Annotated in this window: 9 protein-coding genes; 2 read left to right on the top strand and 7 right to left on the bottom strand. The window is 43.2% G+C overall.

What is annotated here, in order from left to right; translation table 11 throughout:
- From H5187_RS01060 to H5187_RS01035, 6 genes are all read right to left on the bottom strand, one after another.
- The coding region (locus H5187_RS01060) for an Ig-like domain-containing protein (protein ID WP_182797455.1) at positions 1-7,265 on the bottom strand (7,265 nt) is incomplete at its 3' end.
- Between the two features lie 78 nt (positions 7,266-7,343).
- The gene (locus H5187_RS01055; protein ID WP_149980776.1) at positions 7,344-7,958 is read right to left on the bottom strand and encodes a phage tail protein; all 615 of its coding nucleotides are present in this window, start codon (positions 7,956-7,958) and stop codon (positions 7,344-7,346) included.
- Positions 7,959-8,072: 114 nt separating this feature from the next.
- Entirely contained in the window at positions 8,073-8,567 is a 495-nt protein-coding gene (locus H5187_RS01050) for a hypothetical protein (protein ID WP_149980777.1), read from the bottom strand.
- 137 nt (positions 8,568-8,704) lie between these two features.
- Positions 8,705-9,640: a formyltransferase family protein gene (locus tag H5187_RS01045; RefSeq protein ID WP_149980778.1), complete on the bottom strand. Its 936-nt coding sequence runs from the start codon at positions 9,638-9,640 to the stop codon at positions 8,705-8,707.
- Between the two features lie 10 nt (positions 9,641-9,650).
- A complete protein-coding gene (locus tag H5187_RS01040; RefSeq protein WP_182797454.1) occupies positions 9,651-10,889 on the bottom strand; it encodes a hypothetical protein in 1,239 nt (412 codons plus the stop codon).
- A 311-nt stretch (positions 10,890-11,200) separates the two neighbouring features.
- Complete coding sequence (locus tag H5187_RS01035; RefSeq protein WP_182797453.1) at positions 11,201-12,256, bottom strand: phytanoyl-CoA dioxygenase family protein; 1,056 nt, start codon at positions 12,254-12,256, stop codon at positions 11,201-11,203.
- A 137-nt stretch (positions 12,257-12,393) separates the two neighbouring features.
- On the opposite strand from H5187_RS01035, the gene H5187_RS01030 reads away from it, so the two are divergent.
- Entirely contained in the window at positions 12,394-12,906 is a 513-nt protein-coding gene (locus H5187_RS01030) for a hypothetical protein (protein WP_182794095.1), read from the top strand.
- An 18-nt stretch (positions 12,907-12,924) separates the two neighbouring features.
- On the top strand, positions 12,925-13,722 hold the full coding sequence (locus H5187_RS01025) for a hypothetical protein (RefSeq protein ID WP_182797452.1): 798 nt from the start codon (positions 12,925-12,927) through the stop codon (positions 13,720-13,722).
- Between the two features lie 127 nt (positions 13,723-13,849).
- Here the strand turns inward: H5187_RS01025 and H5187_RS01020 are convergent, their stop codons facing one another.
- Positions 13,850-14,602 carry a sulfite exporter TauE/SafE family protein gene (locus tag H5187_RS01020; RefSeq protein WP_182794093.1) on the bottom strand — a complete coding sequence of 251 codons (753 nt, stop codon included), beginning with the start codon at positions 14,600-14,602 and terminating at the stop codon, positions 13,850-13,852.
- Positions 14,603-14,614: the final 12 nt, after the last annotated feature.

The raw sequence follows: 14,614 nt of genomic DNA, 5'->3' as shown, positions 1-14,614 counted from the left end.
GCACTGGAGGTGTTACCCGCCGCATCACTTTGTGTGGCGCTGAGGGTGAGTGTGCCATTATTAAAGCTGCTGACATCAAACTCACTACCACTGATAGTCCATGCCCCAGAGCCATCGGCCGTCACGGTGTGCGATAAGTTATTCGCGCCATCGCTGATGGTCACACTGACACTGGCATTGGCTTCTGCCCCTGAGCCGGTGATCAATACACTGCCATCTTCTACGGCATTGATCCGGCCATCGCCCTCAATCGGGGTGGCGATCGTCAAGGTATTCGGTGCTGTATTATCTAAAACCACCGAGGTGCTGACTGCGCTGGAGGTGTTACCCGCCGCATCACTTTGTGTGGCGCTGACGGTGAGTGTGCCATTATTAAAGCTGCTGACATCAAACTCACTACCACTGATAGTCCATGTACCTGCGCCATCGGCCGTCACGGTGCGCGATTGGTTATTCGCGCCATCGCTGATAGTCACACTGACACTGGCATTGGCTTCTGCGCCAGAGCCGGTGATCAATACACTGCCATCTTCTACAGCATTGATCCGGCCATCAACCTCAATCGGGGTGCTTATCGTCAAGGCATTCGGTGCTGCGTTATCTAAAATCACCGCGGTGCTGACTGCACTGGAGGTGTTACCCGCCGCATCACTTTGTGTGGCGCTGACGGTGAGCGTGCCATTATTAAAGCTGCTGACATCAAACTCACTACCACTGATAGTCCATGCCCCAGAGCCATCGGCCGTCACAGTCCGTGATAAGTTATTCGCGCCATCGCTGATGGTCACACTTACACTGGCATTGGCTTCTGCCCCGGAGCCGGTGATCAATATACTGCCATCTTCTACAGCATTGATCCGGCCATCAACCTCAATCGGGGTCGTTATGGTCAAGGCATTCGGTGCTGCGTTATCTAAAATCACTGAGGTGCTAGTTGCACTGGAGGTGTTACCCGCCGCATCAGATTGTGTGGCGCTGACGGTGAGCGTGCCATTATTAAAGCTGCTGACATCAAACTCACTACCACTGATAGTCCATGCCCCAGAGCCATCAGCCGTCACAGTACGCGATTGGTTATTCGAACCATCGCTGATAGTCACACTGACACTGGCATTGGCTTCCGCCCCAGAGCCGGTGATCAATACACTGCCATCTTCTACAGCATTGATCCGGCCATCAACCTCAATCGGGGTGGCAATCGTTAAGGCATTCGGTGCTGTATTATCTAAAATCACCGCGGTGCTGGCTGCGCTTGAAGTATTACCCGCCGCATCGCTTTGTGTGGCGCTGACGGTGAGCGTGCCATCATTAAAGCTGCTGACATCAAACTCACTACCACTGATAGTCCATGCCCCAGAGCCATCGGCCGTCACAGTCCGTGATAAGTTATTCGAACCATCGCTGATGGTCACATTAACCGTAGCGCCAGAGTCAGCGCCGCTACCTTGTATAAGCACATGCGCATCTTCCACAGCATTGATCCGACCATCTACTTCAATCGGGGTGGTAATACTCGGTGCACTCACGTTAGTATCAATGGTTATTGTAGTACTCGTTCCATTGGTAATATTACCAGCAGAGTCCGTCGCGCGTGCCACAATAGTATGCGAGCCACTCGTCATTGCTGAGCCTACGGTGATACTCCACACCCCACCACTAACAACAGTACTGCCTATTGAGCCATCAACACTTGAAATAAGAGTAATAGTGTCGCCTGTGGTGCCTGTACCTGTAAAAGTAGGTGTTGTATTATTGGTTATATTATCTGTACTCGAAGAGCCACTATCACTGGCTGCAGTTAGATCGGCTGCGCTCGGTGCGCTCGGCGCGGTTGTGTCAATTGTCACTGTAAGTGCGCTTGAGCTACTACTTACATTACTTGCTGAGTCTGTTGCTTTTGCTGAAATAGCATGGTCTAAACCGGCAGTTAAAGTGCTAGTGGTAATTTGCCAATTGCCATCGGTCGCTATGCCAGACCCGATTACAGTTGCTCCAGCACCAACTTGGTCGCTGTAAAGACTAACTGTTGAACCACTCTCAGCAGTGCCACTAAATGTTGGCGTGGTATCGTTGGTAATATTATCCGTAGTAGATAACCCTGAATCAGCAGCCGCATTTAAATCAGGGGTAGATGGCGCACTTGGCGCAACATTATCATTTACCGTTATAGTAAACGCTTTTTGAAAAGTTGTTGTTGCATCGTTACTTTGTACGCACACAATGTAACTTCCTGCACTAAGTGCAGCTTGCGTCTGAATTAAGGTGCCACTGATCTGAAAACTGCTATTGTTTGTGTCAGCGCTACATGTACCGTTTACACTTGCGCCTGAGCTTACAAACGTATAACTATGACTGTCGGTGGTATCTACATCTGAGGTAGTAAGCGCCCCTATATTAGCACCAAGTCCAGTTGATGATTGATTTATACTTGCCGATGAAAGTGAAATATCCGTTGGGGCATCATTTTGCCCAGTAATATTCACTATCGCTTGATTTGTACCCGCGCTGTTTGCTATCCCATCATTAAAGACATAATCCAAAGTCACTGATGATGATGGAGATTCGGAACTATTTTGATAGGTAATGCTTTGTAAAACTGAGTCAACAATTGCAGATGTAGCATTAGCATTAAAGGTCAGTACCAAGGTACCTGAGGAGTTAGTCGTTACCGTTCCGACTGTGGTCGAATTATAAGTAAACGTATTGCTCTGCGTTAGTGCGCCCAATAAGTTATTGTTCGCAAAAACATCTTCAGTACTTGCCCCACCGTTTCGACTAATAGTTAAACTGGCATTATTATAATTACCAATTGCGCCATTAAGGGCATCGAGCTCAGTATCAGCGATAGTCACATCAGAGTCGATAACAATTGCAGAGCCATTTTCAGTAAAGGTTGCACCGCCATTCAAACCACTAAATACGGGGGCGCTATTTGGCTCAACAAAAGTTATTATGGTATCGCTACCACTTTCAGCAACGCTAAAAGCTAAACTTGAGCCTGGTGAATTACTTAATGAGAGCGTAAGTTCAGAAATATTAAAATCGGTGGCATCTGTATCAACTTCTAATGTGCTAGCGCCATTAAATCGCACATTTGCACTTGAAAGCCCTGTCACACCAGTAATCGTTAAGGTATCGCCTACGGCTAGATCGGTGATGGTATCCCCTGATAATTGTGATGCACTGCCAACAAAATTATCGTTACCTGCATTGCCCGTCATCGAATCAGTACCACCGCCAGGGCGGATGGTATCTGCGCCGCTACCGCCAACGAAAGTATCATCACCATTAAAATCGCTGGCTGTGATTGTCAATATGTCACTGGCAAAGGCTGAAGCATTTATTGATAGGGCTGCTGTAATTTCACCGCCACTCGCATTTGACACTGATACTGCTTGACCATTGGCATTAAAGTTGTCAGTTAAGGTTACCGTGGCATTATTGTCTGTTCCTATTGCCACGCCTTCAACAGCAGACACTGAGGTACTGGTAAAATCAAACGCCCCACCATCCATAAGTTTCAGTGTTTCAGTACCCGCACTACCCGTTATAGCAGTATTAAAATTACCAATATTAGCGGCATCAATAGCCACTGTTGCGCCACTAGCTAACGAAAGAGTGCCTATATTTAAAAATCCACCGCCGCTAATGTCTGCACCATCAGTTACTTGTACTTGGTCGGCAACACTATTCTCGCCAATTAACGTGCCCGTGTATGCACTGTTACCAATTGCAAAAATTATGGCGTCGGTTGATGAACCAGCCGTAACATTAGTGGTCCCTGTTGATACGGTGATTGTTCTGGTATTTGTACTGTCATCAGCTACATCGTAGCTTTCAATGCCAGTTAACGTTGTAAAATCACCATCACCGGTGATAGTAATAGTTTCTGAACCTGGCGCTGTTATGGTGCCCGTAAAACTGCCATGCTGGCTGGCCGTCATCGATACTGACGCACCCGAAGCAAGTGTTAAATTAGTCACATTACTAATCGTGGCATTACTGATGTTTGCGCCGCTACTCATAGACAATGTATCAGCAACACTATTTTCGCCGGTAATTGTTCCCGTATAAGCTAGTGTGCCAATGTCAAAAGTAATGGCATCAGTTACGGAGCTAGCTGTTACTGAGTGCCCCGCGGCGCTAATAGATACTGTACGCGCGTTCGTGCTATCGTCATTTAATGTGTAGCTTTCAATTGCTGATACTGTAGCGAAATTACCATCACCTAAAATATCTAGTGTCTCATTACCACTGCCTGATACAGTGCCTGAGAACAATGCTAGCTGTGATGCAGCAATACTTGCTGAACCGCCACTTGCTACCGTCAAGTTTTCAAAGCCGCTAATCGTGGCGCCAGAAATACTGCCACCACTACCAATAGATAACGTATCAGTGCCGGTGTTGCCCGCTAAAATACCGGTTGCGCTAACTGAGCCAATATTGAGAGTATCGTCGCCGGTGCTACCAGTAAAATTTTGCCCTGCAGCGCCAAGGGTGAATGCATTTGGTGCAGATAAAACATACGTTTCAATCGCACTGTTGCCTGTTAATCCATCCGTTGCTGAGCTAATAGTTATCGTTTCTGTGCCTGGTGCTGTAAACGTTGTAAAACTATCGTGCTGCGCCTCAGTCATCAATACACTCGCACCACTGGCAAGAGTTAATGATTCAAAGGCAGATATTGTTGCACCGCTGAGATCAGCACCAGAGTCGGCCTGTAATATGTCGTTACCTGCAGCGCCATTCAATGTACCTGTTACCGTGAAGGCATTAATATTAACGGTATCATCTGCGTTACTGCCGGTTACATTTTGCGCTGCACTACCAAGCGTAAAGGTCATCGCTGTGCCAAGCACATAGGTTTCAATATCAGTGTCGCCAGTGAGCGCTTGATCGCCATTGGCACTAGCGATAGTAAATTGATTTGTACCATTGCCATTTATAGTAGTGAAACTGTCATGCTGCGTTTCACTTAATGTCAATGAACCATTGTTATATGGCGTTAAGGTTTCAAAACCCGTTAAGCTTGTGAACCCAGTTAAGTCGCTCCCGGTAACAACACTGATTGTATCGGTACCGCTGCCGCCATCAGCCGTTGACCCTGTAATATGCGCTGCATTGCTAATATTTAATGTTTCATTGTCGTCACTAAATGTAATAGCTGGGCTTAAATTTGTACCGTTTAAGGTACTAAATCCAGCAGCGGCAGAACTCGCTGAAGTAATATTAGCAACCGAAATTGTCGCTGTACGACTTACACTATTTACAGTGCCATCATTAATTACCACTGTCACCGTTCTAGCGGTTTCATTAGGTGAGCTAGAGGTATTGTTATAGGTTACCGCCTGAAGGAAACTTGCTACTTCAGCAGCGGTGGCCGTTGCCACTGTAATGGAAATGGTATCATTCAACGTAATATCTGCAGCACCAGAAACACCACTTAGCGCATTTTGCGCCGCAGCCGATACATTTAGCCCCTCCAATGCGCCATCTTGGTCATTGGTAAGATTAACAGTTATCGTCGTGATGGTATCGCTGTCCGATTCAGTTACTGCAGCATTTGAGGCTATGTTAACCGCACCATTACCTTCAGAAAAAGAAAGGCTATTGTCATTACCACCTGTGCCTGAATCTAAATCAACCTCAGGCGCAGTATTCACGGTGGCAAAGTTAAAGGTAGTATCGTCGCTAATGCCGGCAAAACTATTGCCAGCTGCATCATCTACTACTGTTGCATCAATGCGAATGGCGTAGTTACGGTTGCCGCTTAAGTTATTGGTTGGGTTAATGTAAATTTTATCATTTGTAATGCCAATACGACCTGCACTTGGGCTAGTCGTCGTACCGTCGCTTTCTGTGGCCACATTAAAGACTTCTGTATCACTGCTACCTGTGACATCGCGCACCGTAATATTGCCCGTACCCAGTGCAATATTTTCACTAAAGTCAATTACGATATCATTGCTTGCTGTTACGTTAGTGTCATTATCATTAGGCGTTGAGCTTGCGCCATCAAATGTGGGGGCTGTCGTGTCGATTGTAAATGAGGTAATAGTTATTGGTGTATTAGAATTACCTGCTGCATCAGTAACCGTAATAGTACAATCACTGTAAGTACCTGCACTTAATGCTGAGCTATTGTCTGTCGCAGTCAAAGTAATGGTTTGGTTACCCGTGCTGCTAATCGTTGTTGAGCTTGATGTACCACAACTACCACCGACTGATAACGTCCCTGTCTCTGTGGTACTAAAAGTATAATTTGGTGTTGTGTCATTGGAGGGCGTTATAACCGCCGTCATCTCTGCCACGGTTGGTGCTGTGGTATCAACGGTAAAGCTAGGAATGCTGAGTGCAGAGCTTGCGTTACTGGCAGCATCGGTCACCGTCACGGTACAGTTATTATAAGTACCGTCTGTCAACGCCGAGCTATTGTCTGTTTGCGTTAGTGTTATTATTTGATTACCAGTACTGCTGATCGTTGTTGAAGTAGAAGTACCACAGCTCCCCCCCATAGACAGAGTGCCTGCTTCGTCAGTGCTAAAAACATAGTTTGGGGTATTGTCACTTGTTGGTGTAGTAACCGCTGTAATTTCGCTTAAAGTTGGCGCGGTAGAATCAGAAACAGTAGGATCATCAACAACCATATTTAAAACTGCTATTTCTTGAAAATCAGCAGAACCATTGACGCCACCGCTACCATTACTCACAGTCGCCCAACTTACTACTATTTTATCTAAGTTACTCCAATCGACATCATTCGACTCCCAAGTCCCAGCTCCTTGTGTAAAAACTTCAAGTTCGCTTGAGCCAAATGTACTCCAAATCAATTCATCACTTGCAACAGCAACTCCCCCTCTGTAACCTGTAACAGTAAAACTATTGTTATTTAAATCATTACCAGTCGCCCTTCGACCTAAATTCATTGACTTAATAGCAAAAAAGTTTGTCGCTGTTAATTGAAACCCACCAGTGGAATCATTAAATGCGTTTCCATCTGCGGTACTGTAAGGAAGCATAGCAGCATTACTCGCTATTACTTTCTCATCAGTATATTCATTACTTCCTTGTAACCCTGTTCCCCAATCAATTGTAAAATCGGTACTTGTTGATAAACCGACTGTTGCTGTGTGATTATCTACTGCACCGCCAGTATTAACAGACGTATAATCTATCGTACTTTGCGCCCACGAGTTTGCTGATACAGCAAGAGCAACTGACACGCCAAGCAAATGTAAAGATTGAGTTATTTTGTTTAATTGCATAGCGTGCACGCTCCATTGTATTGTTTAAATCAAGATAGGCCCGTACTATCTTAAGGTCGATGACAAATGTTTAACGAACTAACTTCTTGATGGGTATATACCTTGTAAAACAATCTGCCAATTTATCACCTGAAATGGGCTGATTATACTCACAGCTCTAGACGAGCCAGTATTTGCTATAGTGACCGTGCCCCCCCCACTTCCGCCATCCACTACAAGTCCACTAATAGGCGTCAAATTAGGAGCAGGAGAAAAACCGGATTGTTTATAATACCCAGAACTTGAATTAGCAGCTAAATAAGTGTCATCGCTAGGTACTTGCGTATTTGCACCGTTAGTTGCAGCATGCATTACACCTGACACTGTCCCCCCCCCAGAAGACGAGAATACGGCACCATGGGTATGCGTTGGTAGTTGGTCAATCGATAATGAAGTTGCTTCGCGTCCTTCTTTCCAGCCTAATCTATAATCCATCCCTCCAGGCTGGGTTCCCATGCCTAAAGGACTACGCCCTCTCAAATCAGGTAAACCAAATGTCGTTCTGGCGTCTCCACCAAAATTATCTCCTAGCAGTGAAAATAATGCGGTATTCTCACTAATAGCTTGTAACTGGCCTGAGCAAAGCGCCAAGCGTTCGATCGCAAAGTTCCCGCCAAATGGTGTCATTGTGCCAATATATGCATCTGTAGCCATGTCTATAATCCTCTTTATTTACATTTTGGTGACTGTCGGACTTCAAACTCTACACTCGTGTCACTCATTACTTGTCATACATAACCTGCGCAATAGCACAGTTTTTATTTCAGCTTAACTGGGCTGAGAGTCTTCTTGCTGTTCTTGTGCAAACGGATCTGCAGAAAAGACAGGAGGAATAAATAACTCAGGTATGGATACTTGGCGAATACTGCCAACCGATGTTTTGTCAAAACAAACTGTACCTAATTCATTTACACTGATCTCCAATGATGGCGATTTATCCGAAGTAGGAAAACGCCAATACAGTTCAGTGGTTTTATAGCGAACCAATACCATTTGCTCGCATTGGTCGAATTCATCGGGTTGCTCACAAAATTTATCGTGATAATTAGCAAGCTTTTGCTGCCCTAAAAACATCAGCACCAACGACCCCATTCCAGGGATTTCAATTACCCCAGACTCACCCGTACCTACGGTTAATTCACCACTCCCTTCTAGCTTTGAAACAACCTGACCTGCCTCTTTATTTGGCAATGCACCGTTGTTGTATGGGTATATCGCTATGTCATAACCATATCGATTAGTCACATTAATATTTATCTTCATTTGCCATCTCACATCTGAAGTTATGTTTTAAGCACTGTTTGACCCTAAAGCCGATAACACCCACACACATCTATTTATCGCCCCAGAAAAAACACTGCTCCCGAATAAACTTAAGTTTTAAACATTCAAACACACAGCTAAAAATCTTTCTGTACTAACGACAGACCTGCCTCTAAACCAAATAACACCGCAAATCGATAGCCATCAAACACTCCTTGTTGCGTGCCAATAATATCTAAGCGCAATGCGCCATCAACGGTCTTAATCACGAGTCCATTTTGCCTATCAACTTCAATGACCATGCCTGCTTGCACGCCAGTCAAAGCGCTATCTACAACGCTTGCTTGCAACAATTGAAATGCCTCACTGCGGAACTGAAATAGTGCGCACCCTGAGTCAACATTACCCGCACGAGCCATGTTTACAACTTGCTTGCTTGTTTGCTTGTGCCAATTGACTATAAGCTGCTGTTGCTCTACTTGCGGCGCGCTCTTACTGCCGTTCCCTTCTTGATTACGCCATTTTATTTCTTGTTTTTCATCTAGTTGACAGAATTTTTCAACTAGCCTTGGTAGAGCCTGTGCAACTTTGTACTGCACACAGTTCATGGTATCGAAGGGGTGAATTTCTATCTCAACATCTGCCGCAATATTGCCACAATCAACCGATTCGGTTACTTGGTGTAAGGTTAAAGCGGTTGTGTTTTCACCATTTCTCAACTGCCAATATAGTGGGAAAGGCCCTCTATAATCAGGTAAAGGACTGGGATGAATATTGACAAGGTGACCTGAAAAATACTGGATTAATGCAGGGCGGATTTTGTGCCTGAACAGATAAATTAAACCTCGGTTAACCGCCAACCTATCTAGCTGTGCAATCAAACCTTTATCATCTGAGCATTTATAAGTGAGCGTTTCTATAGCACTTTGCTGCAACCAATGTTGTAACTGCATTAAGTCATAGTTTTGCTGCGTATCAACTAATACCACACAAGCTAATTGATTGGTTTGTAATAAATATTGCACAACAGGTAAGCTTTGACAGCTGCCTGTAAAAACGGCGAATTTTTGCATTACAACCTCCTTACAACTTTACCGGCACAAACCCTGGTAAACCGCTCAATTGATAATAAAACTGCACCATGTCGCCGCTACTAGCGACAAAGTGGGTATGCTCCACATCACGAGGTTTAGCATCTATGTAAAAAGTCATATCCGGCCTAGGATGAGTTACGCCTGAGTCATATTGCTCAACACCTTCATCAGCAAAGGTGTCTATGTGGGCATATATAGCTAAAATACGCTCCCCCATATCTTTCACACCTGTGGGTAATTTAATCTTGCTTGCAGGAATAACCTTCACGCCATCTTGCAATTCAAGTTCTTGCATATTGAGCAATGTTGATTTATTGATGTTTAATATTTCACCCAACTCCACACGATCTTGCTGTGCGCTAGTATTCGTATTGAGCGAATGACTATATTCCACCTCTTTCCATTGCTGATTAAACTCGGTTTCTCCGATCACCAGCATGCCCCTAACCGACACATTTTGTGGGATCATCCAGCCATCTAGTGTTAAAAATTGCACTAGGTGCTTAGCAATACTGAGCTGCCCTTCCTTGGTAAAACCATGCTGCATGGCCTCTAACACTAATAAATCTATCGATTCTACGGGCTCATACTCGGTTGCATCAGCCGCTTCAATTCGCACTACAAAGTCATCAAGCTGCAAGTCTTTAACTAACTGCTGTAAAGATAATATTGCGCCAGGATGTACATCCACCAAAATGACGTTGATTTGCTGTGATGTAAAAGTATTGCTGTCTTTATAATAGCTCAACAAAGGCAATAATAACGGCGCAAATGGGCCACATGCAGGGTATAAAATGGTGATTGACGGTGAGTGTTTTAGTTTACTTTGTATCGCTTGATCAACTCCCCTTGCATAACCTTGAATGCGATAAACATCCTTTATGGTGTGTTTACAGTTATAAGGAGACATAATTAAGCCAGATGCCGACACATATTGCCGCGTTAACTGCTCTTGGCTGAGCTGCGCCAATGCCATTGATTGTACAGCTTGATCGTACATAGCTTCGAAAGCGTAAACTAACTGAAGGTGTTCAACTTGAGTGTTACTCAATACCAACGTCATCGCATCCACAAAACTTTTTTGCAAAAGTAACTGACGCTGGCCTGTTGTTAATTTAGCTTTCAAAAGAGACTCAAGCTGAGTACGTATCGAATGCTTTAATAACTCATCAACTTGGGGATCCGCGTATTGCAAACTTGCTGTAGGTTGTGAACTTTGCGCTTCCATACTGAAATGTCCCTTTGATATCCAATTACCATGTTAAATCCCATTACGGAATTAATGCTACATTCAGTTAAGAGCTTAGTTTAAAAAATATAAGGTACAACTTTAATTTTCATTTATTTTATATGGCTTTTAAGTTATTTGATTTATATCAAATATCGTAAAAAAACATTATAAAAAATAAATACCTTAATAAATGCGGCTTTTTTTAATTTTCTGAGAATGACACAGGTACGTTAGAAAAAATATTACACCTTATTACACGGCATAATTGTTATTCTTATAAATAACTGCAGGCTTGATTTTGCTTAGTTTTATAATGAGTTCATATTTATATATTGCACAATTCGAGGACTATTCGTCCTATTTGGACAACTACCATGCGGCAGTGTATGTTGCCAAACAATTAAACTGCCCGCTTTTGCAGGCAAAGGCGTACTGTGCCATTGTTGGCAATTAAAATGATGTGGATTGGTGTTTTTAGGTAAGCTAGCAAGCCAGCCGTCTATTTTTTTATGAAAACCAGGAACACAACTAAACGCACCTTGATCAGCGGTAACGTCAGTAAGGTACAGTAACCCTTGCGTTGCAAAGGTGAGCGGTTTATTAAAATTAATATCCCAGTGCAGATTTGGCCCGGGAAACTGCCAACTCAATGTCTCTGGCGGGTTAAAACCAACCCTATCAGTACTTACAGTTAAATTACTTTTACCCCACAGTTGCTCAAAAACATCCCGCACCTGAGGCTGCTTCCGAATAGCTTGCATTGTTATATCATTAAAAATTTGTACCATAACTCCTTGTTTAAGATCATGATTTCGGTACCATGAAGCAGGATTGTGTTTATCCATATTCAAACGTTCATAAATCATATTACAAACGTTTTCACATAGCGTTTTTTCCACCAACTCAGGAATAATAACGTAACCATTATCATCCCAGCTTTGCCACTGCTGTGACGTTAAAACATAATGACGAGGCTGATTTAGTAATATTTTTTGTTGTTTTGGGTCTTTTTGCTGAAAAAATGCTGCTACCTTTTCATTTAACTTACTTTTAACTGTATTTGAAATAGCTATGCCATAACGCTGTTCTACCCAGTTTTCGAACGTTAAAAAACTATCCGATGAAAAAATGAATTCTATCGTCGGTGTGAGCCCTAAGCCTAAAGTATCCATGATCATGACATCAAGCGACCATTCGCCTTCTATTATTTTTTTATCCGCACAGCCTTGTTTTTGTAATTGCGCTTTGTGCCACATTCGTTTTAATTGAAATAGACCTAAGCGCCCAGTTTCTTTATAACAAGGTAGTATGCTCTGCGCTGTTGTGTGCAGAGATGGCACTTTTGCTATCAATTCATTTTGCATAATAACTCCTTTTTCTTGCCTGATTTTAGACAAGCAAAACACCTTAAATTGATTTATTAACGCTAACTAAACTTAGTTAGAATAGAGTGCTATATTACTGTAAGCAACAATTGTAATTGCTAAATACAGGGAGTGGTATGAACACTGAGATTGAAAAAATTCTCGCCTTTGTTACTCATATTGGAATAAAGCACAGGTATCAAACGTTAAACGAAAAGACTTTTTTGCCGGGAATTAAAGTAGCCCAGGGAACTTTACTACTTGATTTAGAAAAATGCCTCTACCCTGGTGACATCCTTCATGAAGCAGGGCATATTGCAGTAACCTCAGAGACAAACAGAACCTGTTTAACCGGCGATATGAAAAACCATGATCACCAAGCCGCTGAAGAAATGACCGCGATTGCATGGTCATGGGCCGCAGCCTGTTACTTAAATATTGCACCCGATGTTTTATTTCATAAACACGGTTATAGAGGCAGTTCAGCTAGCTTAATAACCGCTTTTAGCAATAATACTGGCTTTGGCTATCCGCTGTTGTATTCATGGTTTATGTGCGAACAACCTGATCACCCCAACGGTTATCCAAACATGTTGAGGTGGCTTAGAGATGACGCCTACACACAAGCTCAACTAAAAAAATTACAATAAATACGATAAGGAATATACGTGCTTGATAATAACTTTTCCTCAGAGCAGCTTGCTTTACTATGTGCTGACTTAGCTCAACTAAGATTAATAGCCGATTTAACACTTGCACCTACGATGCCTTACTTTGCTGAAAAACCTTATCCAATTGGCCGCTGTAGAGAAATAAGAGACGAGGTATTTACATTACTACAAGCACAACTGCCGCACACAAACAAACCTGGACTTAGCTTATTAAAAGGTCTTATTGCACAGGGCAATCCTTTACAAAAAGCCTGGGGTTCACTGCGGGATGAGTATTTTCAAAACGCATTTATTATTGGTCCTTGGTATATTGATGTTTCTAACGACACCGTGAATGCCAATAAACCCAGAGTAGAGATTTTGCCTTTAGCGACATCAAACTTTACCCCAATTAAAGATTTTACTCAGTTTGTAAAAATAGCCCGTAACTATTGGAAAGTTGAGGTGTATAGAAATGATGTATGCCCAGCACTTGCGCCTTATATGCCACTTTTATGCGTTGGCGATAACGGTACTAGCTGGCTAGGAGCTGCAAACGACGACATGCTAAACATCGCAATAAACAGCCAATTTACCCAATCAAAAGCAATATTAAAAGTTCTGCCAAGCCCACCAAAAGAAATAATACAGCGCTGGCAATCGCTGTTATTAAACTTCACTCACGACCCTTTATTGATAACAAAAGGAGATGCAATCATCTTTTGTGATGAATACAGTAAAAAGTTACAGCACCCCGATCTAGCACACAGGGATGCCGCTGTGATTGCCTATTCATCGTTACCAAAGTCAGTGTGATTTAGAATATCAGTGCAACACTCATTGTAATGATGTGTAATAGAAAAGCCTGCCCTTGTCCCTGTACTCCTTAGAATTTATAAAGCGCTATGACACCTAGACTTATAGCGCTTTAACAAATTGTTAGCTAAAACGCTTGTAACCCCTGCCATGCCAATTGCAGCGCAAGTAAGGTTAAAACAACCCGAAAAATACGTTTAAACTTCTCGGCAGAAATACGGTGTAATAACTGTAAACCAAGCCACGTGCCAAGCGCACCACTGATGATCATTGCCGCAACTAAAGGCAACCACTGCCAAAACGAAAAACCTACAAAGCCATACAAAATAGCTTTAAAAGTATGTTGCACACTCATACAAGCGGAAAAAGTAGCGGTATATCTTAGCTTTTCATAATTATTAACATACAAACAACTGCCCACTAACGGGCCACTTGCGCCAACAAACATCGATAAAAATGTTGTCACAGCACCAGCTGTACTGCGCCATAAAGCTGAGGTTTCACGCAACTTTGGCGTCACTCCCCATAATAAATAAAGTACAAACCCTGCCACGACAATTTTCATCAATTCAAGTGGAATACGGGTCACAATAGACGACGCAGCAAACGCACCAATAAGCCCACCGAGTGAAAAGTACGCAAACATACTTTTATCAAGGTGTTTAAAAGTCAGCATAAACCTATTGGCATTTGAGCCCAGCTGCACTAACCCATGCACCGGAATAACAATACTCATAGGCAATAACGATGCCATCACCACCAACAACATCAACCCGCCACCAGCACCAAAAGCCGCCGAAATCATCGACGTTACAGCCGATAATATAATAAGCCCAATCACGCTGAGCGGCGTTAATAAATCGCCAGCTAAAAATTCCATATAAGATCACTT

The organism is Pseudoalteromonas sp. SG44-1, assembly GCF_014164315.1.
GTDB lineage: Bacteria > Pseudomonadota > Gammaproteobacteria > Enterobacterales > Alteromonadaceae > Pseudoalteromonas > Pseudoalteromonas rhizosphaerae.
This window is presented reverse-complemented; position numbering and strand designations above follow the sequence as displayed.